Source organism: Bacillus sp. FSL K6-2839 (assembly GCF_038003365.1).
Classification (GTDB): domain Bacteria; phylum Bacillota; class Bacilli; order Bacillales; family Bacillaceae; genus Bacillus.
The window spans coordinates 2,026,657-2,047,632 of the sequence record NZ_JBBOOZ010000001.1 but is presented as its reverse complement, the minus strand read 5'-3'; the positions used below and the strand labels follow the sequence as shown (position 1 = coordinate 2,047,632).

Sequence of the window (20,976 nt, the reverse complement as noted above, 5' to 3'; positions counted from 1 at the left end):
AAAGAGGGATTTCTATGTTAACAAGTCAACATAAAGAATGCTGGTTTATTGTTGGATCGCAGCATTTATATGGAGATGAAGCACTGCAGAAAGTAAAAGCAGATGCTCAAAAGATGACGGATGCCTTAAATGAGAGTGGTTTACTTCCTTACCCAGTGATCTTGCAGGAGCTGGCTGTCAGCGCGGATCAAATCACAAAGCTCATGAAAGAGGTCAATTATCGCGATGAGGTTGTCGGCGTGATGACGTGGATGCATACATTTTCACCGGCAAAAATGTGGATACGCGGAACCGATCTCTTGCAGAAGCCTCTTTTGCATCTTGTCACACAGTATTATGAGAAGATTCCGTGGGACACGATCAACATGGACTATATGAATCTTCATCAATCTGCACATGGAGATAGAGAATATGGCTATATCAATGCACGCTTAAATAAACAAAATCAAATTGTCGCCGGTCATTGGTCTAAGCCGGATGTGCAGCAGCAAATCGCTGATTGGATGGACGTGGCGGCTGCTTATCATGAGAGCTTTCAGATTAAAGTAGCTAGGTTTGGTGACAACATGCGCCACGTGGCTGTAACAGAAGGCGATAAAATTGAAGCCCAGATTCAATTAGGGTGGACTGTTGATTACTTTGGAATAGGCGATCTCGTCGAATATGTCAATGCAGTAGAAGAAGCAGAGGTAGATGCATTATTTGCGGAGTATTTAACGCAATATGATGTGGATTATGGAACGTATTCAGTTGAAGAATGGGAAAAAAGTGTCAAGGTGCAAGCGCGTTATGAAATTGCCATCAAACGCTTCTTAGATGAAGGCGGCTACAATGCCTTTACGACAAACTTTGAAGATTTACATGGAATGAAACAGCTGCCAGGACTAGCGGTACAGCGGCTGATGGCAAAGGGATATGGCTTTGCTGGGGAAGGCGATTGGAAAACTGCTGCACTGGACCGATTATTAAAGGTGATGAGTCATCATCAATCCACTGGTTTTATGGAGGACTACACGTATGAAATGACCTCTGGACAGGAAGCGGTGCTGCAATCTCATATGTTAGAAGTAGATCCAGCGCTCGCCCATACGAAACCAGTGATTGTCGTATCTCCACTTGGTATCGGAAACAGGGAAGATCCAGCGCGTCTTGTGTTTGATGGAAAAGCAGGCGAAGGTGTTGTTGTTTCCATTGCTGACTTTGGAACCCATTTCAAATGGCTCATACAAGAAGTCGAAGCCTTTGAGCCGGAGGAAGCAGCACCTCATTTACCGGTTGCACGTGTGCTCTGGAAAATCAAGCCGAATTTTCAGGATGGCGTCAAAGCGTGGATTAAGCAAGGCGGGGGTCATCATACAGTCGTATCCCTTAATTTAACAGTTGATCAAATTGTTCATTTTGCAAAGCTTGTCAATGCAGAATATGTGGTTTTATAGAAGGGTGAAAGGTCTTCTACTGATTGCAGTAGAAGCACGGGATGAAATGAAAGCGGTTAATTAAGTGAGGGGGTCATCCACTTGGAGAAAAAAGTGTCAAGCAAATTTATCTTCTTTTTCGGGTCCTTTGCAGGCATCTTATTCGGATATGATATTGGAATTATTGCAGGGGCAGAAGGACATATTCAGGAAGAATTTCAGCTAAGCCCATTATGGCTTGGAATAGTCGTCTCTTCATTAATGGGCGGAGCAATCATTGGTTCGATTTTAAGCGGCCTCATGGGGGATAAGTTCGGCCGCAGAAAGCTCATTTTGGTCTCATCGATCATCTTTTTTGTCGGAGCTATAGGGTCAGCCATCGCACCAGAAGAGATTTCATTAACCATTGCTCGTATCTTTTTAGGGACAGCAGTAGGAACAGCCTCATCTTTGGTGCCGGCTTACATGTCTGAAATCGCTCCTGCTAAAATCCGCGGGAAATTGTCTGGGCTCAATCAGCTTATGATTGTGAGCGGACTATTGCTGAGCTATATTGTCGCGTTTGTGTTTGAACCTATTCCAGACAGCTGGCGCTGGATGCTGGGAAGTGCCGCTTTATTTGCTATCGTGCTTTATATTGGTATGCTGAGGCTCCCTGAATCTCCGAGATATTTAATTAAACACGGAATGGCTCATAAAGCACGGGAGGTATTAGGATCACTGCGTTCTTCCCGTGAAGAAATCGAAGCAGAAATGCAGGAAATTTTAGAAGTCGCGAAAGAAGAACGCTCTGGTATTCGTGAATTGTTCCAAAAGAAATTCAGAATGGCTCTTTTCATCGGGGTTGGGATGGCGACCCTTCAGCAAATTCAAGGCGCGAACTCCATTGTGTATTATGCAACGAGTATTGCTCGGAATGTAGGCCTTGCGCCGCAGGTCGCAGCAGGCTTTACAGTCATTGTCGGTGTCATTTTTGTCGTGACAACCGTTATCTTTTTACAATTTGTCGACCGGTTCGACCGCCGAACGATTCTCACCGTAGGAGGCACAGGTATGGCACTTTCCTTCTTTGCACCAGCGGCATTAGGTGCACTTGGCGTTAGTGAAGGGATTTTAAACTGGGTGACATTGATTTCCCTTTGCTGCTTTATCTTGTGCTATGCTTTCTCATGGGCACCGATCACGTGGATCATCATCGGCGAAATCTTCCCACTCTCTGTCAGGGGCATTGGAGCAGGCATTTCATCTGCCTTTAACTGGACGGGATCGTTAGCTGTTGGACTCGTTTTCCCTATCTTAGCTGATAAGTTCAGCTTTGGGGTCATTTTCTCCTCATTTGGGGTTATCTGCTTAATCGGACTATTGTTCACCCGCTTTGTACTAGTTGAAACAAAAGGAAGAAGCTTAGAGCAAATCGAAACCGATATGGCAGCACGTGTATAAAGAAACCCCTCTATCCTATGTGGATAGAGGGGTTTTTTACTCAAGCGTCTGTTTTAGCTCAGCGGGCAATAAATCAATCAATTGATCATAAGAAGATAAATCCAGCACTTCAAGCAGCGCATAATATTTCGCATAAACCTCACTCAACTGATCAGGATGACTCGTTTCATATCGATTCAAATGCAATTGAGTCAGTTCAAGTGCAATGTCTAGCTTGTTTCGTTCGATTGGTTGTGTCGTATTGATCATATCGTTCACCTCGTATTTGATAAGTGGGAAGGTTATGGGCCACAATTTCTTCTACCACAATATATCATTTGTATAATATGTTAAAATTGTCCTTTTGTAAAGGAAGAGAAAACGAGATGAATAGTGGATTTTTTTAAAAATAGACAAGCATCTAGTCACGAAAGGCGCTTCTTACATACGATAGAGTGTAAGTGAAAGACAACTTGAAGGGGTGTTGAGATGAGCCGGAATCGATTAGATGACTTTTTCTTTGGTCCTCGCAGAGGAAACCAAGGAGGAGATGAAACGGTTGTTTTCCCCACACGTCAAATTGTCAACACGACAACGAATGAACAAACCATCAGAAAAATTCATCCAACGCATATCACAAACGTCAATAAAAACATCAAAAGAATTGAAAACTACTACCCTGTCACTCAATCTACTCATAACGAGTACATTGTGGAAGAATACGATTGCGGCAGGGATATCAAAAACCCTTGCTGCCGTCCAGTGAAACGCTGTAAGTGGTAATGTGATCGAGAAAAAGAAGAGAGGCATCCTTTTATGGGATGCCTTTTGTATGTCTAACGTTCCACTTCGTTTAATTGTCCTTGATCCAGCTGGAAGAAACGATTTCCTAATTCTGAATAAAGGTAGCGCTGATGGCTGGTAAATAAAACACATCGATGTGAGAATTCTTTTTTTAATAAAGAAATCGATTGTATCTGTGAGGCCTCATCAAGAGAGGTAAAAGGCTCATCAAGAATGATCAGCTCTGGAGATCTTGCCACCATACAATTAAAGAAAAGTTTATATCTCATGCCCAATGAATACTGTTTGACTGGCATCTTTAGGGCATGCGTTAAATCAAATGCATCACAAAGCGATAGGAAAGTCTCTTTGTATAATTCTTTTTCTGACTTGTTCATTTTCCATAAAGACTGGACAAGCTCCATGTGCTCAAGACCAGTGAGCGCATCATAGACTAAAGGCTTATCAGGGATGTACGCCACCAGACTTTTATATTGAGTGGTCCCGGGGTGAAGCTGTTTGTTGAGTAAAATCGTTTCTGATACAGAAGGAAGCAGACCAGCGATGATCTTTAAAAGAGTCGATTTACCACTGCCGTTCTTTCCAATGATACAAGCTCGATCACTTCCTTTCAGATCAAACGAAACTTGATCGAGGAGGAGAGAGCTTTCTTCTGTTGTTTCATAGCGAAAAGATAGTTGAGACACTTGAAGACTAGCCATTGATGAATCCTCCAATAACAAACACAGTGGTCACCAGCATATACAAGATCACTGTCGCAAGGGCAGCCTTTTTCGACCCTTCTGCATAGTAAATGATGCCATCATAAAGGATGCGCAAAAGATATAAGTTGATGAAGAAGGAAATTGCTTGTATCAAGATAAAATAGTGATCTAATTGTAACACCATCACACAATAGATCGCTGCACTATTCACTAATAAAAGAAATGCATTATAAACCAAAATGACAAGATACATTTTGCGTAAAATAAAAGCTTTATGAAAAAAATACATATAAATAGAAGTGAGAACGGTACTGAGAAAATTTAAAATGAAATACAGCGGGATCGTCAGCAAAAAAATAAAAACAATGCTGGCTACTTGTTTTCCAGCAGATAACGGTTCATCTACTAACAAATCAATAATAAAAAATGTTAAAAAGACAGTCGAAACAAATAATGATAGTAAGACAAGGCCTACAATGGTTTTAATCGATTGATTCTGATTGAAAAATTCCTTAGGTCGTAGAAGTAGCTCCATGGAACCACATTCCCCTTTCTTCTATGGTAGATGTACATGGCTAACGTATTCCTCTAAAAGAGATGCTGCGAATAAGAGAACAATTGCTGCAAAAATCAATTGAAGCACAGTCACAGTCAGCTTTTTTAAATCAATTGTTTCTCCTTTTATAAATCGATAAAGATAAATAAAAGGAAAAGAGCTGACTATTGAAAACAGGATGAAACCAAGAATCTCTACGAAAGCATGAGGCAGTAATCCTGTGAATATCTGCTGCACTTCTTGATTGACAATCAAATACTGAACTAGTTTGCCAATAATGTATCCGTTGTAAAAAAGAATGCCAGCAGCCATGATGCCGCCTGTAAAAGCTCCGATCCCTAATATCGCCATCCCAACTTGCAAATTGTTTAAGAAAATAGATAGAAAAAACATCTCTTCATCCTTTTTTAAATAAGGAATCTGATCATAAGGAAGAAGGCTACCAATCAGCACTGCTGCAATAAAGATAGCAGCATAAATGTAGCCGAGTCGTAAAATCAGTCTATTCTCCGATAGAAAATATCTTATTTTTTTCAACATACTCAATCCCTTTATAGATGGTCTTGCGGCATAACACCCAGCAGATCAATGAAACGATCACAAAATATAAAGCAAACAGAAAGTTTATGAGACCTGAGGATTGCTGCAAAATAGGTAGAAAAGAGGTCAAGATCATGTAGTACATAAAAGGTAATACAAGAAAGTTTCTTGCAAAAGCCTGCCCTTTATCGATAACTTCTATTTCCTCATTGGTTGTCCCTATTTCATGCTCATGAATAAAATTGAATTTCGTTGTAAATGGAAACAAGTAAAGCTGAATCAAAGGGAAAATGAAAAAACCAATCCCTAATGCCACAAATTGAATGAGCATCTGAATATCAAAAAGCTGATATACACCCATGATTGCTAGATTAATGAATAGCAGAAAGAGAGCTGGTATGGAAAATAAACAATAAAATAACTGGATTTTTGATAAGAAAAACTGAATAAGAGATGTTTGAGAAAGCTCAAAAAGCCAAATATTCTTTTTTTCAGCACTTAAAGAAAAAATAGAAGGGGTCAGCATTCTCATCTCATACGTTTGATTTGCTAAAATCATCACATTTAATGTAAAAAGCAGCTGAATCTGCAAAGCCGGATGATCAATAATGGAGATCAAACTAGTCATAACCCCGATATAAAAGAAGGCTTCATATGACATAAACATATAATTAAAAAACTCTTTAGACAGCAGCCATCTTTTTTCTTTTAACACCTTGAGGTCTTTTTGGATCAACATATTCTTTTGAAACAGCGAGCCTTGAATTTTATTAAGTACTTGAAAGTACCAATAAAATAAATCTCGAAAATGTGTTGAGTTTTGATCATGATCTTTCCCAGTTGGAATCCAGCGTACAGGACTCTTCATGACGAGTATAGCTGCTAATATCACCACGAAAAATGTGACAGGTGAAGTGAAAAGCGCTTGAAATTGTAGAAATACAGAATCCTTTGAGAATAAAGCATGATGGATATGCTGAAGATCATTTTGATATAAAGCCACCAAATTGTTGGAAAGTGTAATCCAAAACGAATCCTCTGCAAGCGATGAAATCGACTGAAAAAGTTGTTGGAAGGTGTGATAAAAAGGGAAAATAATGTTCAATATCAGGACTCTTCCAAATAAGAAAAAAAGTAAAGAGATGCTTGCGAAAAAAAGAACACGAATGATCCCGATTTTTTTCACGACAATATTATAGATGTAAGCACCAAATATCTTATTGCTGACGATAAAAAGGAAGAAACCTGTCAACATGACATTGAGATGCTTTAACCAGAATATCCAGTCATGTGTTTGTGCAATGGAATATTGAAACAGAAAATAGATTAAATAAGTACTCAAACTGGTCAACATCAACCAGATCAGTTCTGAAAACAAAAGCGTTTGGAAAAGGTGTCTTGAGGAAACAGGTGCAAGCTGTATCAATTCTTCAAAAGGAAGAATATGAGTTCTTCTATAAGATTCAATCCCTTTGACGATAGAGAAAAGAAACAAAAATATCACAAAAGCACTTTCCCATTCTATTTGATAGATCGGAGAGTAAAGAAATGAAGAAATAACGAATACAATCACACATCCGAATAAAGTATCAAGGATACAAGAAAATAATATGTACTGTTTAGAAGAAAACGATGTGAAAAATGGAACCTTACGTATTATAAACTGAGCTAGATTTGAATATTGTTGTTGAATTCTAATTGATAGAAGTAGTGATAATAATGGATATAACATCTTCTCACCTGCATCAAAATTTAAATAGAAGGAGAACAAAGTCTCCTTCTATTGAGTCATAAAAATGAATTACCAAGCAATAACGGCTTTACGGCCTTTTTTCTTAATTTGGGCTTTAAGGTACTGACGAATGGTCTCTTTACCAGCCGCTGCAATAAGAGAAAGACCACCTGATCCTACAGCAGTTAAAATGGAGACGATTGTTGTAACAGCTCCGCCCGCTTCAACAACGTTCAAAACAACAGCTGCAACACTGCCTGGAATACCAAATTCTTTTGCTAGATCAGCAACTGGCAGCATCTGTAGCGAGAAGGAAAAAAGAGCTAGCATAAGGAAACCTACTGCTAAAGCACCAAAAAGAACATGTAGTTTGATTTCGTTTCTTGTTTCTGTCATATCAAATTCCTCCCTTTTTTGTCTTTTTATTACTATTCTATCTTATGATATCTTTTCATTCATAGCAATCCTTTTTTTTCTTTTTTTTCATGAATTAGTTATAGATTAATATAAAAAAGGTGAAAAGATAAGTGAGAAAAGAATCGTTTTTGCTAGGATAAAACGAGTAAACATGATCGGAAATACCTTGTTTTCACAGATGGATAAGCAAGTCTAATTGCATATAAGAAAAGAGATTGGTGCTAAGGGATCAATATCCTTTGATCAAAACCTCCTTTCAAGATAAAATTGGAAGTATCAATCATTCTGTTGGAGGTGGTTGTCTGAATATTCAATTGTTAACGCAGGTGATGCTGAAGAATTTACAGCATTAAGACTAGAAGCACTGCGATTACATCCAGAGGGCTTTGCGATGAGCTATGAAAAAGAACAAATAGATACAAAAGACAAATATGCGGCTCGTTTTACTTCGGCACAATCTATGTGGACCTTTGGCACCTTTTACCAAGGGCAGCTTGTGGGGACGGTCACACTCATCCAAGAAACCTTACAGAAATTAAAGCACCGAGCGAATGTAGCAGCGATGTATGTAACGGCTGGTGCCCGCGGAAAGGGAGTAGGCAAGGCTTGATGACGGAAGCTCTTTCCTTCGCACGAGAACGACAGGACATCGAGCAAATGTATTGATCAGTGCACTAAAATGGACGGATACATATGCAGATGAAGAAAAAATGGGTTTATTTTTATCATCGTTTGGAGGAGATACAAGTGGAACAACAGACCATGCGCATCACATTAGCAACAGGACCAAATAGTGAGCTAGAATCTTTTGCCCTGCGTGCAGCATTTGAGAACTTTGGTGCAAAAGTCGATATGCATTGGATAGGCAGACCCAATGATCTGATTGATGTGTTATCTGGGAGAAATAGAAGGGAGACGGACTACTTTCTTTTATCTTTTCATGGGGAAGAAGGAGCGTTTCTCATGCCAGAGTTAGGGGAAGATGTATACGAAGATGGGGAGCCTAGAGGTGTAACTTTTGGAGCGGATGAAATCAAGCGGTATGCTTCGTTAAAAGGGGTTCACGTCATATCAACCGGCTGCACACTAGGTGAGAAAAAACTTGCAGAAGCCTTTTTAGAAGCAGGTGCTTTGTCCTATACAGCGCCTGATGATTACATTGATGGAGATGCGGCATTTATCTTTGTCCTGACAATGCTGTATGAGCTCATGAACAATACGAAGACGGTTAGAGCGGCTTTTGATCGAGCGAGTTCTATTGATGAAGAAACGAAATTATTTCAACTATATATGCAAAAATAATCAAAGGGCTGAGAGATCAAGCCCTTTTTTTCAACCTCTCTTAATTGTGACGAAAATGTGACAAATGTGTTTTTTGAAAACTAAATCGAGTTCGCGCAAAGTCTATCCTACAAACACACGTCATCAAGACATGACGCCATCACGAGAGGGGAATCATTGTGTCAATGAAATGGAAAATTAGTCTCGTCCTATGCGGACTTGCAATCATCATCGGAATCGCTGCGTTTTATCATAATCAGCAGGCAAGCGGGACAGAGAAGAAGAAGGTAGAACCAGATGCGAGCTATAAAGAAGTTGAAATTGTCACTCTCGTGAATGACGGGAGATACTTGAGATATGCTGTGAACTATCCAGTGTTTCATCAAAAAAAGCTAGATCAAGAGATGAAAAGATTTGCAGAAACAGCGCTCGACAAATTCAAAACATCATTTAGTGAAGCAAGCGATGTCGATGAAGATCATCGATACGAATTAAACATAGATTACGAGATTACTCATTATGCCAAACAAACCGCTGCGATCAAATTCAATACATATGAATTGAAAGGCGGAGTAAAAGGCGCACATCAAACGAAGTTGTTCAATTTTGATTTCAAGAAACAGCATTTTTTATCAATAGATGATTTATTTTTATCAAAGAAAGAAGATCTGCAAAAACTGTCTCAAATGACATTTGAGGAATTAAAGAAAGATCGCACTCTTGCTGAAAACGAGCATTTGCTCAAGCAAGGAACGTCTCCTGCGGCAGAGCATTATCAGTATTTTGCCATCAAAGATCGTTTTATTGAATTCTACTTTCCAGCAGGACAAATCGCACCAAGCAAACAAGGTCCTCAAGTGCTGGCGATTAAAAAAACGCTGCTTAAAGGAATGTTAAAGCCTGAATACATTCATAAAGAAAAGAACAAAAATGAGAAAAAAGAACCGATCTCAAAAAGAAAGCTTGTAAAACTGCCAAAACAGGCAACATTCAACCCAAATCAAAAAGCCATTGCCCTGACATTTGACGATGGACCAAATCCATCCACGACCTCAAAAATCTTAAAAGCCTTAAAAGAAAACAAAGGACATGCGACATTTTTTGTATTAGGCAGCAGGGTTCAATATTACCCCGATATGCTGGGTGAGATCAGAAAGGGTGGGAATGAAATCGGAAATCATTCCTATAGCCATCCTTTACTCACAAGACTGCCGTTAAAACAAGCTATCAAACAAGTAGAAGATACGCAGCAAATTATTGAAAAAGCAGGCGGATTCACACCGACTCACTTTAGACCGCCATATGGTGGAACAAATGGGCAGATCAACGAAGCTGTCAACATGAAAGTCACGCTTTGGGACGTAGATCCTGAAGACTGGAAATATCGCAACAGCCAATACGTCGCCAACTATATTCTTACACATGCGTCTAGCGGAGAAACCGTCTTAATGCACGACATCTATGACACCTCGGCAAACGCAGCTGTCACAATTATCAAGGAATTGACCAAACAAGGATATCAATTATTAACAGTTTCAGAGCTTGAGCAGTGGAAGGAAGCGCGGGCGAAGAAACGTGAATTGAATACGTAATGATTATGCGAATCTTAGTGGATTCGCATTTTTTAAAGCCAATTATGAAAATAAAGGGAAATCATGTTAAAGTGAGTGTAGAAAGGGAGGGCTTCGTATGATATTGATGAGGTTGATCAGTCTGTATATGCTGACAGCGTTTTGTTTGGGTTTTATCGTCAACTATGTACCTGGTTTGATGCTCCCCATCTATATTCTTGCGATGATCGGGCTCATTTTATGTCTCGTTCATATTGCACTGCATTATATTCGTCGAATCAGATATATGTTGCTTCATGAGAAATGATAAGAATAATTGCTTACTCTAAAAACCTCTCTCTAAAAGGGTGAGGTCTTATTTTTTAGGTTTTTGATGTTTTAACAGTTGTATGATTTTCTCGTTCGACTCTTTCATCTGTCTTAATAAAGAAACGATATTCCCTGTAAATCCAATGAGGACAATAAGTAAAATGATGATGATCCACATGCTGTGGCCTCCAATCTGCCCACGAATGCTGTTTTGCTTTCTTATCCATTATCTTGTATCAAGGATACAGTATAATGAATGTATTGAAATGAACAGTTCGTGCTATTTATTCGACAATTGATGTGAACAGAGAATGATTGAGGGGGATTCATTTGAAACGAGTAGACGTAGTATCAGCTATTATTTATGATGAGGAAGAAAATATGTTAATGGTCAAAAATGTAAAAGGATATTGGGAACTTCCGGGTGGTGCTGTAGAAAAAGGAGAACACCTGAAGCAGGCCGTGATCCGTGAGGTGAAAGAAGAGACAGGATATGTTTGCAAAGTAAATGAACTTCATTCGGTTCGAGAAGCGTTTTTTCAAGATAAAAAGCATCATGCGCTGATGATCACCTTCTTTGCTGAAATCACCGGGGGACAAATGAGTATTCTCGATCCGGATCATGATATTGAAGAAGTAAAATGGGTCAGCACGCAAACCTTTCAAAAGCTAAATCCAAAGTTATATAACATGCTAAAATTAAACGAAGAACCACAAGCTTTTTATAAATTTGAAGGAAATAGAACAGTTGGTTAACAAGTTGATATAGGTATGAAGGAGAGATATGGATGTTTTTATACTACGGCCCCACAGGAGCTCCAGTAGAAAATCCGGGAGAAGAATTCATGAAAAGAATTTTCTTTCAGGAGGGTGAAGAGTATTGGAAACAAGGAAATGGCGAATCTTCCATTGAGATAGAAGAAGAGTGGGAATGTGAAAGTCTAGTTTTCTTTTATACGGAACCGTATGGTTTCTTGATCATGAGGTATCCAAATTTTTTGGTTCCTTTTAAAAAGGGAGAAAAAATTGAAACTATCGAGCATTTGGTCGCAGGAGCCCCATTGTATGTGCCATCGTGTAGCTACATCAATCGGGATCAAGCTTATCAAATCGTTCACCTTTTTTTGACGACAAAAAAGGTACCTGATTTTGTTGAATGGGTCGAGTTGAGGGATATTGATTTTCAGCATGATATGGAAAGTTAAGGGGGTAAGATGAAAGTGAGTACAGCAGAAAAATTACATAGTTTAGACGATACTATGCATTTACATGTAGGATATTATGAACATGGTTTTGATTATGAAGGCGTGTTTTTTAAGAGTTTAGAAACAGGAAGATGGCTCTTGTTTTTTAATCAAAAAAGTTATGGGATAACGCTTTTAAAGGAATATGAGAAGTGGAATGATCTAGGGCTATTGATTGGAAAATATCTTGTTGAAGATGACCAAATTGAGGAAGAAGGTCATAAACTTTTTGAGCGTTTTTTAAAAGAAAACAATATAGTGAAATAAATGAGGATAAAACATGACATAGTTTTCTTTTGTGTATGTGGGCTAAATTGTGATGATAAAATAAAAACAGACCCAACAAGGTCTGTTTGTTATTAGAAGTTGGAAAGAGTTTGTTTTCACTTCCCCTTTTCCCGCTTCCGTTTCTCCTTCTCCGCCCGGTAAAACTCATGAAACATCTTCATCAGCGCCCGCTTCTCAATACGGGATACATAGCTCCGCGAAATCCCGAGCTCCTTTGCTATTTCCCGCTGCGTTTTTTCTTTCTTTAAATCAAGACCGAACCGGCCGACGATGACTTCTTTTTCCCGGCCGTCGAGAATGTCGATATACTCCTTTACTTTTTCAAGCTCCATGTTGAGCTGAATGGTATCGATCACATCTTCACTTTCTGATTTTAAGACATCAATTAAAGAAATTTCGTTGCCTTCTTTATCCTGACCGATGGGGTCATGTAAGGAGACATCCTTTTTAGTTTTTTTGAGTGCGCGTAAATGCATCAGAATTTCGTTTTCAATACACCGCGCCGCATACGTTGCCAGCTTTGTTCCTTTTCCAGAGGAATAGCTTTCGATGGCTTTAATGAGTCCGATCGTCCCGATGGAGATGAGGTCTTCAGCGTCTTCCCCGGTATTTTCAAATTTCTTGACAATATGGGCGACGAGCCGAAGGTTATGTTCAATCAGCATATTTCTCGCGTGTTCATCGCCCTGTGCCATAAGGGCTAAGTATTTTTTTTCATCATCTCCTGAAAGGGGCTGTGGAAAGGCATTGTTTTTGACATAGGACACTAAGAACACCAATTCTTTGACCATCAATCCCATCGCTGTAAATACTCCTGCCACGATTTTCACCTCCACCATGTTTAGGCCACTGCCTATATCCTCAAATGTATGTGAAGGGGGGATTGTCTGTGTCTGTACGATGAAAAAATCATCTTTTTCGAAAAAAACGGGCTTCTGTTCGTCTGTTTTTGCTGCCCTTCTCATATGTTTGCGGTTTCTTTGCGGTGCTTGGCGGTCAAGAAGCGTGCTAAAATATGTAATATTAGACCGAAAAGGAAGGGGTTTTTTCGGAACATGGGGAAGGTTCTTTCTTCACATGTAGGTATGAAAATTAATGAATGGTATCGAATGATACGGCAGTTTAGTGTTCCAGATGCGGAAATCCTGAAAGCAGAAGTAGAAGCGGAAATTGAACGGATGGAAGAGGACCAGCATTTACTGATTTATTATCAGCTCATGTGTTTTCGGCACCAAATCATGCTTGACTATATACACCCTTCAAAATATCAACCTTTCTCAGTATCTAATCTTGTCGATAAAATCGAAAATTCCAATCATGAGTTATCTGATATGCTGCATTATTACCATGCATTTTTTCGTGGCATGCATGAGTTTAGTCAAAAAGAATATTTAGAAGCCGTCAAATATTATCGAGTGGCAGAAAAACAGCTGTCCATGGTATTTGATGATATTGAGCAGGCTGAGTTTCATTTTAAAGTAGCAGAAGCCTACTATATAATGAAGCAAACGCATGTCTCGATGCATCATATTTTAAAGGCGCTGGAAATATACGATCAGCATGATGCCTACTCTATTCGCATCATTCAGTGCCTTTTTGTTATCTCAGGAAACTATCAAGATCTAAAACGAAAAGACCGGGCACTGCCTCATTTAAAAAAGGCAAAACAGCTCGCATCACAGATTGATCACCCGCGGATATACAGTTCAGCGCTTTATAATTTAGGAAAATGTTATGGGGAGCTGGGCTATAGAGAGGAAGCAGAACGCTATTTAACGGAATCGGCTGACATTGCCTGTAAAGAGCAGCTTCCGACGCTTCCGCATACGCTCTATACGCTGGCAAAACTGCTTTTTAGACAAAATGAACAAGTGGAAGCACGCCGCATATTAGAAAATGGAAAATTAGCTGCAAAGAAGCATGAAGACCAGCTGTTTTGTCATATGTTTGAGTATCTGGATGCTTTATATGTTCAAGGAATGAATGAAGAACAACTGCAAAAAACCATTGATTATTTGGAAAAACTTAGCCTATACTCTTATATAGAGGATATCTCACTAGAAATTGCGACAGCCTTAGAAGCCTCTCAACAATACCAGAAGTCCAACCAGTATTATCAGAAATTATTATGGGCTCAAAATCAAATCCAAGAAGGAGAGTGTCTGTATGAATTCTAAGCAACGTTCGACAGTTGAAGAGAGAAACCAAACGTGAAACAAAAAGCGGGCCTGATGGGCCGGCTTTTTTTTATGTCAAAAAAGAAGTCAGAGATGCGGACCGTGACTATGAATGCTGAATGATTCATCAAAAAACGGGCAATTTAATCTGTAAGAATGTTCTGTGGAGGCGGTCAAATGAGAGGGTTGCATGTCTTGATGTGTATATTGCTGCTATGCACGTTTGTTCCTAATAAAATAGAGGCTCGAACATTAAAAAGGATCGACCTAGAAAAAACAGGACGAGCTTTTTGGGACATGAGACAGGAACGAAAAAAGATTGCACTGACCTTTGATGATGGACCTCATCCAGTGTACACGAATCAAGTATTGGATGTGCTGAAGGAGCATCAAGTGAATGCCAGCTTTTTTGTTGTAGGCAGCCGTATCCATACATATCCAGAGATTGCGGAACGAATCGTAGGCGAGGGAAATGAGCTTGGCAATCACACGATGAATCATACGTATTTTGACCTGTTATCATCAAAGGAGATCAAGCAGGAATTAAAAGAATCAGCGGCTCATATCGCTTCACTTCAGCCTGGCGGACCCTTATTATTTCGCCCCCCTGGTGGCCGCTTGACGATGACATCATTCCGCATTTTGTCAAAGCAAGGATATGATGTGGTCATGTGGTCCTTTACGCAAGATCCGAAGGACTGGTCAAGACCAGGCTCACGCAAAATTGCGAGCCGGATTATTGATCATATTCAAGGCGGCGATATCATTCTTTTGCATGATGGCGGGGGCAATCGGAAGCAGACGGTAGAAGCACTGAAACAAGTGATTCCTGAATTAAAGGATCGAGGCTATGAATTTGTCAAAGTGAGCGAACTGCTGCATCATGACAAAGCGTATGTACCTGTTCACCTGCAATAGGAAGCATTCGTCAAAAACAGTCATTCATTGAAACCAAAAGTCTTGTCGTTTACTATATGAAGAGGGCTTTTGGAGGTGAATGTTGTGAAGAAATGTGTTGTCCTTTTTATCCTGCTTTGTGTCGCTGCTGGGTGCTCAAAGCCAGAACAAGAAAGTGTCATTGCATTTGGCGACAGCAATACAAGGGGATCAAACTGGGACTTTCGAGATTATCCAACATCTGAAAAATGGGTGAATCTCATGAAAAACGTCGAGCGCGGCCAAATTCAAGTGAAGAATGCAGGCATTGGCGGGCAGACAACTGAAGACGCGAAGCTTCGCTTTGAGCAGGATATTTTAAAGCAGAAACCAACTTACGTCCTCATCATGTTCGGTACGAATGATGCGGCGATTTTAGATGGGAAACATCCCCGCGTGACGAAAAAACGATTTAAAGAAAATGTATCCTACTTCATTTCTGAAAGTAGAAAAGAAGGCATTACCCCGATTCTCATGACCTGTGTACCTGTTGTAGAAGGCGGAAAAAAGGGCTTGTATTACTACTCTAGGTATAAGTCATCTTATTTTGCTGAGAGAGGCGGGGCAAGAGCTTGGCAAAATTCCTATAATGACATTACGAGAGAAATAGCCAAGGATCAGCAAGTACCGCTTGTCGACAATTGGAAAGCGTTCATCCGTGAAGCTGGTGAAGATAGTGACAATGCGCTGATTCAATCAGGTTTGATCGACCCTTCTGGCAATCATATGACGCCAAAAGGGGCAAGAATTATTTATAACGAAATCAAAGAGCGTGATGTTATCAAACATTTTTAAATGATGGCCATCTGCCTAAACAAGACCATCCAACCAGCATAGTCTAACAGTATATCTTCCTAGAAGGAGGTAACTGATATGTGGGGATGCCCTTATCCTTACCCTGCGTGTTCACCTTATCCAGCTCAAGGAGCAGGAATCGGTTACGCTTTTCTTGTTGTGTTCCTTGTGGTCATTTTGGTCGTAGGCGGAGGGTTATGGTTTTGGAATGAACAGCCTTGCAAATAAGACACCTCTTCTTTGATGAGAAGGGGTGTTTTTTACGGAAAATAGTAGTAAGCCTATAGCGCAAGTGATATAATATCAGTCACCTGAGTTTAAAAAAGGAGAGTGCTCGGGAGGCATGGTTCCTGCGAAATGGAATTAAGAGGAAACAGAGAGCATATGCCCGAGCGAACGTCTTTTCATTTCTGTCTCAATTAATTCAATGAAGTCGCGATTTAAGTTCATTTCATTTGCTTTATAATACGATTCTATAAGTAAATCATCTGACAGCTTTTTCATACTAGAAACCCATATGATGGGAAAAACACCTCCCCTGAAAAAGTTGGCATAAAACTTAAGGAAAAGACATATCATCATAGGTTGATCGAATGTCTCTGAAGTACCTTTAATCTACCATGAATGGGAAACAAGAACAATCGTTCTGTTATCCACATGGTGAAGTGGATAACTTGTGGGTAGAGTGTTTATAATTGAATGAAAGCGTGATGAAATATAGGTGGATAATGTGTGTAAAATTATCCACACCTGTTGAAGGTCCTCGTCATATGTCGAAAACTTTTTCATTGTATTCGATAGACAGACAAATTGTGATTTGATTCGACACCATCGCTGAAAAACCAATGGAAGAAAGGGTGCAAATTGTGCTAAAGAAGTATTTCTTACCGGATGAATTTGTGAAAAGCATTTTCCACATTTCACCGCAAAAACTAAAAGAACGAAATGTAAAAGGAATTATTACCGATTTAGATAACACACTAGTAGAATGGGACCGTCCAAGTGCGACGCCCCGCTTAATTGAATGGTTTCAAGAAATGAAGGATCACGGGATACAAGTGACGATTGTATCGAACAATAATGAAAAAAGGGTCAAGCTTTTTTCTGAACCAGTTCATATCCCGTTTATTTATAAAGCGAAAAAGCCTATGGGAAGAGCCTTTAATAAGGCAGTCTCTGATATGCAATTGAAAAAAGAAGATGTGGTGGTCATTGGGGATCAGCTCATGACCGATGTACTAGGCGGGAATCGTCATGGCTTCCATACGATTTTGGTCGTCCCTGTCGCTGCCTCGGACGGATTTTTCACCAAGTTTAACAGGCAGATTGAACGCAGAATTTTAGGAGCCTTAAAGCGTAAGGGCCACATTCAGTGGGAGGAAGAGTAATAATGGAAAAGGTTGTTTGTATTGGCTGCGGTGTAGCCATTCAGACGGAAGATAAAGATCAATTAGGATATGCGCCGGCAGCATCTCTATTGAAAGAAGATGTGATCTGTCAGCGCTGTTTTAGGTTAAAGAACTACAATGAAATACAAGATGTTTCTTTAACAGAAGACGACTTTTTAAATATATTGCACAGCATTGGAGAGACAGATTCTCTGATTGTAAAGGTCGTTGATATTTTTGACTTTAACGGAAGCTGGATCAATGGGCTGAGTCGTATTGTCGGTGGTAATCCGATTTTACTCGTCGGCAATAAAGTAGATATTTTACCGAAATCCGTGAAAAAAGATCGTCTGATTCATTGGATGAAACGGGAAGCGAAAGAAAACGGATTAAACCCGATCGATGTTTTCTTAATCAGTGCAAGCAGAGGTCAGGGCGTACCTGAGGTGATGGAAGCGATCGATCATTACCGCGAAGGAAGAAATGTCTATGTCGTCGGCTGTACGAATGTTGGAAAATCCACATTTATCAATCGAATCATCAAAGAAGTATCTGGCGAAGAGAACGTGATCACCACATCCCAATATCCAGGTACAACACTTGATGCCATTGAGATCCCGCTTGATGACGGGTCTGCTTTATTCGATACGCCGGGCATTATCAACCGCCATCAGATGGCGCACTATGTCAGCAAAAATGACTTGAAGATCTTAACGCCGAAAAAAGAATTGAAACCGAGAACGTTCCAATTAAATGAAGCACAAACGCTTTATTTTGGCGGGCTTGCTCGATTTGATTATGTAAAAGGCGGCAGAACGTCATTTGTCTGCTATATGCCAAATGAGCTGAACATACACAGAACAAAGTTAGAGAACGCAGATGATTTATATGAAAAACATGCCGGAGAACTGCTATCACCGCCATCAAAAGAGGGGATGGAAGATTTCCCTCCGCTCGTTCCGCATACCTTTACGATTGATCAGCCGAAAATGGACATCGTCTTTTCAGGCTTAGGATGGGTAACGGCAAATGATGCAGGGAAGCAAATCAAAGTCTATGCGCCAAAAGGCGTTCATGTGTTTATGAGACGTTCGTTAATTTAAATGTTCAAAGGGGGAGAGACCTTGAAACCTTTATACGGATTAATCGGTAACCCTGTTGGTCATTCAATGTCTCCGGATATTCATAATGCAGCATTGAAGGATGCTGGGATTGATGGACATTATCATGGCTTTCAAGTAGAAGACGAAGACCTTAAAGATGCCATTCGCGGTATGAAAGCCTTAGGAATAAGCGGCTTTAACGTCACTGTTCCGCACAAGGTAGACATTATGCAGTACCTTGATAAAATTGATGTGACAGCTGAACGCCTGCGTGCAGTCAATACGGTGCGGCTTGAAGGAGGTCAGCTCGTCGGGTACAACACAGATGGAGAGGGCTTTCTTCATTCATTGCTTGAAGCCTTGGATCAGCCTTTAACAGAGCTGTCATTTCTAATGATTGGTGCTGGCGGAGCAGCAAGAGCGATTTATACGACAATCGCTAACTATGCACCGAAAAGCTTTGATATCACCAACCGCACCATTGAAAAAGCTGAGGCTTTAATTGAAAGTGCAGATGGGAACATCACATCTAGTGCCATTACTTTAAAGACAGCAGAAGAACGACTTGGGGAATATGATGTCATCATCCATACGACCTCAATCGGTATGTACCCGAATGTTGAAGAAACCCCGATTTCTTTAGCAAACGCAAAAAAAACAGCGGTCGTTTGTGATATTGTGTATAATCCAATAGAAACAAAGCTGCTCAAAGAAGCAGCCGGGTTAGGTTTGAAAACAGTAGATGGTGTCGGCATGTTTGTTGGACAAGCAGCAAGAGCCTTTGAACTGTGGACAGGCATCACGCCTGATGCCAGAAAAATGAAGTCAATTGTAATAGAGAAATTAGGAGGAACACCATGTTAAAAGGGAAACAAAAACGTTTTTTACGTGCAAAAGCACATCATTTATCACCTATTTTTCAAGTAGGAAAAGGCGGGGTAAATGACAATATGATCAAGCAAATTTCCGAGGCGCTTGAAGTAAGAGAACTGTTAAAGGTCAGCGTATTACAAAACTGCGACGAGGACAAAACGGAAGTTGCGAAAGCACTTGTAAAAGGTGCAAAAGCTGAACTTGTTCAAACGATCGGAAATGTGATTGTCCTTTATAAAGAATCGAAGGAAAATAAACAAATTAAGCTGCCGTAAAGGTGGATGTGATATGAAAAAAATAGGATTGTTCGGCGGTACGTTTGATCCTCCTCATAATGGTCATTTGCTGATGGCGAATGAAGTGCGTTTTCAAGTGGGGCTTGATGAAATGTGGTTTATCCCAAATCACAAGCCCCCTCATAAAACAGACCGGAAACGAGCAGATAGTCGTCACCGGGTGAAAATGGTGGAAGCGGCGATCCGGTCAAATCCTTATTTTCGGCTGGAGCTCATTGAAATGGAGCGAGAGGGACCATCTTATACAGTGGATACGGTGGAGCTTTTAAAGAAGCGTCATCCTGAAGATGAGTTCTTTTTTATGATTGGAGCGGACATGGTCGAGTATTTGCCAAAATGGCATCGGATTGATGATTTGCTTCAGATGATCACCTTTATTGGGATGAAAAGACCGGGTTATGCCGGAAGTACGGCATATCCTCTTTTATTTGCAGATGTTCCAGCTTTTGATGTATCATCGACATTGATTAGGCAGCGAATAAAGCAGGAAAAACCTGTCGATTATTTGATACCGAAAGCTGTTGAGCGTTATATAAAGGAGCATCATTTATATGAATCGTGAAGAAGCATTGAACTGTGTCAAAGAGCAGTTAACAGAGCATAGATATACACATACACTCGGGGTCATGAGTACAGCCATTTCATTAGCGGAACGGTTCGGTGCAGATGTGAAAAAAGCAGAGATCGCCGCTATTTTTCATGATTATGCGAAATTTAGACCAAAGGAAGAAATGAAGGGAATTATCCAGAAGGAACAGATGAACCCTCTATTGCTTGAATATTCGCCTGAGCTTTGGCATGCCCCGGTTGGTGCTTATCTGGTTAAAAAGGAAGCTGGAATTGACGATCAAGATATTTTAACTGCCATTGAATTTCATACATCAGGCAGACCAAACATGACATTACTTGATAAAGTCATTTATGTCGCTGATTATATCGAACCAGGTCGTCATTTCCCTGGTGTCGAAGAAGTAAGAGAGTTAGCAGAGCATGATTTGGATAGCGCGCTGGTTCAGTCACTAAAAAACACCATCAGCTTTTTAATGAAAAAGAATCAGCCGGTCTTTCCAGATACGCTTGCTACTTACAACTCGCTTGTGCATAAGAACAACTAAGGAGGAATTT

At 40.1% G+C, this 20,976-nt stretch carries 29 protein-coding genes; 20 read left to right on the top strand and 9 right to left on the bottom strand.

Annotation, left to right across the window (positions count from 1 at the left end; genetic code table 11):
* The first annotated feature begins 14 nt into the window (after positions 1–14).
* Positions 15–1,436 carry an L-arabinose isomerase gene (gene araA, locus MHH26_RS10490; RefSeq protein ID WP_340973381.1) on the top strand — a complete coding sequence of 474 codons (1,422 nt, stop codon included), beginning with the start codon at positions 15–17 and terminating at the stop codon, positions 1,434–1,436.
* An 81-nt stretch (positions 1,437–1,517) separates the two neighbouring features.
* A complete protein-coding gene (locus MHH26_RS10485) occupies positions 1,518–2,858 on the top strand; it encodes a sugar porter family MFS transporter (RefSeq protein ID WP_034661417.1) in 1,341 nt (446 codons plus the stop codon).
* Positions 2,859–2,894: 36 nt separating this feature from the next.
* Here the strand turns inward: MHH26_RS10485 and MHH26_RS10480 are convergent, their stop codons facing one another.
* On the bottom strand, positions 2,895–3,107 hold the full coding sequence (locus tag MHH26_RS10480; RefSeq protein WP_340973379.1) for a hypothetical protein: 213 nt from the start codon (positions 3,105–3,107) through the stop codon (positions 2,895–2,897).
* Positions 3,108–3,326: 219 nt separating this feature from the next.
* Between MHH26_RS10480 and MHH26_RS10475 the strand changes: the two genes are divergently transcribed.
* Positions 3,327–3,620: a CotD family spore coat protein gene (locus tag MHH26_RS10475; protein ID WP_060596629.1), complete on the top strand. Its 294-nt coding sequence runs from the start codon at positions 3,327–3,329 to the stop codon at positions 3,618–3,620.
* Between the two features lie 53 nt (positions 3,621–3,673).
* Here the strand turns inward: MHH26_RS10475 and MHH26_RS10470 are convergent, their stop codons facing one another.
* The 5 genes from MHH26_RS10470 to MHH26_RS10450 form a co-directional block, all read right to left on the bottom strand.
* On the bottom strand, positions 3,674–4,342 hold the full coding sequence (locus MHH26_RS10470; RefSeq protein WP_106042467.1) for an ATP-binding cassette domain-containing protein: 669 nt from the start codon (positions 4,340–4,342) through the stop codon (positions 3,674–3,676).
* Positions 4,335–4,880 carry a hypothetical protein gene (locus MHH26_RS10465; RefSeq protein WP_034661406.1) on the bottom strand — a complete coding sequence of 182 codons (546 nt, stop codon included), beginning with the start codon at positions 4,878–4,880 and terminating at the stop codon, positions 4,335–4,337. Before MHH26_RS10465 ends, MHH26_RS10470 begins: the two co-directional genes overlap by 8 nt.
* A gap of 21 nt (positions 4,881–4,901) precedes the next feature.
* A complete protein-coding gene (locus MHH26_RS10460; RefSeq protein WP_223249893.1) occupies positions 4,902–5,441 on the bottom strand; it encodes a stage II sporulation protein M in 540 nt (179 codons plus the stop codon).
* Entirely contained in the window at positions 5,404–6,945 is a 1,542-nt protein-coding gene (locus MHH26_RS10455; RefSeq protein ID WP_340973375.1) for a hypothetical protein, read from the bottom strand. The genes MHH26_RS10460 and MHH26_RS10455 overlap by 38 nt, the downstream gene beginning before the upstream one ends.
* 297 nt (positions 6,946–7,242) lie before the next feature.
* Positions 7,243–7,569, bottom strand: coding sequence for an uberolysin/carnocyclin family circular bacteriocin (locus tag MHH26_RS10450; protein ID WP_034661404.1), 327 nt, complete (start codon positions 7,567–7,569; stop codon positions 7,243–7,245).
* Between the two features lie 319 nt (positions 7,570–7,888).
* On the opposite strand from MHH26_RS10450, the gene MHH26_RS10445 reads away from it, so the two are divergent.
* The 4 genes from MHH26_RS10445 (at position 7,889) to MHH26_RS10430 (ending at position 10,749) form a co-directional block, all read left to right on the top strand.
* Positions 7,889–8,200 (top strand): GNAT family N-acetyltransferase, encoded by a 312-nt coding sequence (locus MHH26_RS10445; RefSeq protein ID WP_340973373.1) that lies wholly within the window; start codon positions 7,889–7,891, stop codon positions 8,198–8,200.
* Between the two features lie 137 nt (positions 8,201–8,337).
* Entirely contained in the window at positions 8,338–8,892 is a 555-nt protein-coding gene (locus MHH26_RS10440; RefSeq protein ID WP_034661402.1) for a hypothetical protein, read from the top strand.
* Between the two features lie 158 nt (positions 8,893–9,050).
* The gene (locus MHH26_RS10435) at positions 9,051–10,463 is read left to right on the top strand and encodes a polysaccharide deacetylase family protein (RefSeq protein ID WP_340973371.1); all 1,413 of its coding nucleotides are present in this window, start codon (positions 9,051–9,053) and stop codon (positions 10,461–10,463) included.
* 97 nt (positions 10,464–10,560) lie between these two features.
* Complete coding sequence (locus MHH26_RS10430) at positions 10,561–10,749, top strand: hypothetical protein (RefSeq protein ID WP_340973369.1); 189 nt, start codon at positions 10,561–10,563, stop codon at positions 10,747–10,749.
* A 48-nt stretch (positions 10,750–10,797) separates the two neighbouring features.
* On the opposite strand, the gene MHH26_RS10425 is transcribed toward MHH26_RS10430, so the two are convergent.
* The gene (locus MHH26_RS10425) at positions 10,798–10,929 is read right to left on the bottom strand and encodes a hypothetical protein (protein WP_334749816.1); all 132 of its coding nucleotides are present in this window, start codon (positions 10,927–10,929) and stop codon (positions 10,798–10,800) included.
* Between the two features lie 152 nt (positions 10,930–11,081).
* Between MHH26_RS10425 and MHH26_RS10420 the strand changes: the two genes are divergently transcribed.
* The 3 genes from MHH26_RS10420 to MHH26_RS10410 are packed head-to-tail and all read left to right on the top strand — an operon-like array spanning position 11,082 to position 12,262.
* Positions 11,082–11,507 carry an NUDIX hydrolase gene (locus MHH26_RS10420; protein ID WP_340973368.1) on the top strand — a complete coding sequence of 142 codons (426 nt, stop codon included), beginning with the start codon at positions 11,082–11,084 and terminating at the stop codon, positions 11,505–11,507.
* Between the two features lie 32 nt (positions 11,508–11,539).
* Positions 11,540–11,956 carry a hypothetical protein gene (locus MHH26_RS10415; protein WP_340973366.1) on the top strand — a complete coding sequence of 139 codons (417 nt, stop codon included), beginning with the start codon at positions 11,540–11,542 and terminating at the stop codon, positions 11,954–11,956.
* A 15-nt stretch (positions 11,957–11,971) separates the two neighbouring features.
* Positions 11,972–12,262, top strand: a complete 291-nt coding sequence (locus tag MHH26_RS10410) for a DUF3986 family protein (protein ID WP_340973364.1) — start codon at positions 11,972–11,974, stop codon at positions 12,260–12,262.
* A gap of 116 nt (positions 12,263–12,378) precedes the next feature.
* Here MHH26_RS10410 and sigK read toward each other — a convergent pair whose 3' ends face one another.
* Positions 12,379–13,104, bottom strand: a complete 726-nt coding sequence (gene sigK / locus MHH26_RS10405) for an RNA polymerase sporulation sigma factor SigK (protein WP_034620857.1) — start codon at positions 13,102–13,104, stop codon at positions 12,379–12,381.
* A gap of 234 nt (positions 13,105–13,338) precedes the next feature.
* Here sigK and MHH26_RS10400 point away from each other — a divergent pair, with 234 nt between their 5' ends.
* The 4 genes from MHH26_RS10400 (at position 13,339) to MHH26_RS10385 (ending at position 16,419) form a co-directional block, all read left to right on the top strand.
* A complete protein-coding gene (locus MHH26_RS10400) occupies positions 13,339–14,460 on the top strand; it encodes a Rap family tetratricopeptide repeat protein (protein ID WP_334749803.1) in 1,122 nt (373 codons plus the stop codon).
* Between the two features lie 177 nt (positions 14,461–14,637).
* On the top strand, positions 14,638–15,378 hold the full coding sequence (locus MHH26_RS10395) for a polysaccharide deacetylase family protein (RefSeq protein WP_106031285.1): 741 nt from the start codon (positions 14,638–14,640) through the stop codon (positions 15,376–15,378).
* Positions 15,379–15,462: 84 nt separating this feature from the next.
* A complete protein-coding gene (locus MHH26_RS10390; protein ID WP_223249890.1) occupies positions 15,463–16,191 on the top strand; it encodes an SGNH/GDSL hydrolase family protein in 729 nt (242 codons plus the stop codon).
* A gap of 78 nt (positions 16,192–16,269) precedes the next feature.
* Positions 16,270–16,419, top strand: a complete 150-nt coding sequence (locus tag MHH26_RS10385; RefSeq protein ID WP_003217499.1) for a hypothetical protein — start codon at positions 16,270–16,272, stop codon at positions 16,417–16,419.
* A 135-nt stretch (positions 16,420–16,554) separates the two neighbouring features.
* Here MHH26_RS10385 and MHH26_RS10380 read toward each other — a convergent pair whose 3' ends face one another.
* Positions 16,555–16,695 carry a sporulation histidine kinase inhibitor Sda gene (locus MHH26_RS10380; RefSeq protein ID WP_003217327.1) on the bottom strand — a complete coding sequence of 47 codons (141 nt, stop codon included), beginning with the start codon at positions 16,693–16,695 and terminating at the stop codon, positions 16,555–16,557.
* Between the two features lie 362 nt (positions 16,696–17,057).
* On the opposite strand from MHH26_RS10380, the gene MHH26_RS10375 reads away from it, so the two are divergent.
* The 6 genes from MHH26_RS10375 to yqeK are packed head-to-tail and all read left to right on the top strand — an operon-like array spanning position 17,058 to position 20,966.
* Complete coding sequence (locus tag MHH26_RS10375; protein ID WP_034662006.1) at positions 17,058–17,579, top strand: YqeG family HAD IIIA-type phosphatase; 522 nt, start codon at positions 17,058–17,060, stop codon at positions 17,577–17,579.
* A 2-nt stretch (positions 17,580–17,581) separates the two neighbouring features.
* Positions 17,582–18,682 carry a ribosome biogenesis GTPase YqeH gene (gene yqeH / locus MHH26_RS10370; protein WP_034661381.1) on the top strand — a complete coding sequence of 367 codons (1,101 nt, stop codon included), beginning with the start codon at positions 17,582–17,584 and terminating at the stop codon, positions 18,680–18,682.
* 21 nt (positions 18,683–18,703) lie between these two features.
* Entirely contained in the window at positions 18,704–19,546 is an 843-nt protein-coding gene (aroE, locus tag MHH26_RS10365) for a shikimate dehydrogenase (protein WP_340973358.1), read from the top strand.
* The gene (yhbY, locus tag MHH26_RS10360) at positions 19,540–19,830 is read left to right on the top strand and encodes a ribosome assembly RNA-binding protein YhbY (protein ID WP_034661378.1); all 291 of its coding nucleotides are present in this window, start codon (positions 19,540–19,542) and stop codon (positions 19,828–19,830) included. Before aroE ends, yhbY begins: the two co-directional genes overlap by 7 nt.
* Positions 19,831–19,843: 13 nt before the next feature.
* A complete protein-coding gene (locus MHH26_RS10355) occupies positions 19,844–20,413 on the top strand; it encodes a nicotinate-nucleotide adenylyltransferase (RefSeq protein ID WP_340973357.1) in 570 nt (189 codons plus the stop codon).
* On the top strand, positions 20,403–20,966 hold the full coding sequence (yqeK, locus tag MHH26_RS10350; RefSeq protein WP_334749798.1) for a bis(5'-nucleosyl)-tetraphosphatase (symmetrical) YqeK: 564 nt from the start codon (positions 20,403–20,405) through the stop codon (positions 20,964–20,966). Before MHH26_RS10355 ends, yqeK begins: the two co-directional genes overlap by 11 nt.
* The last annotated feature ends 10 nt before the right edge of the window (positions 20,967–20,976 follow it).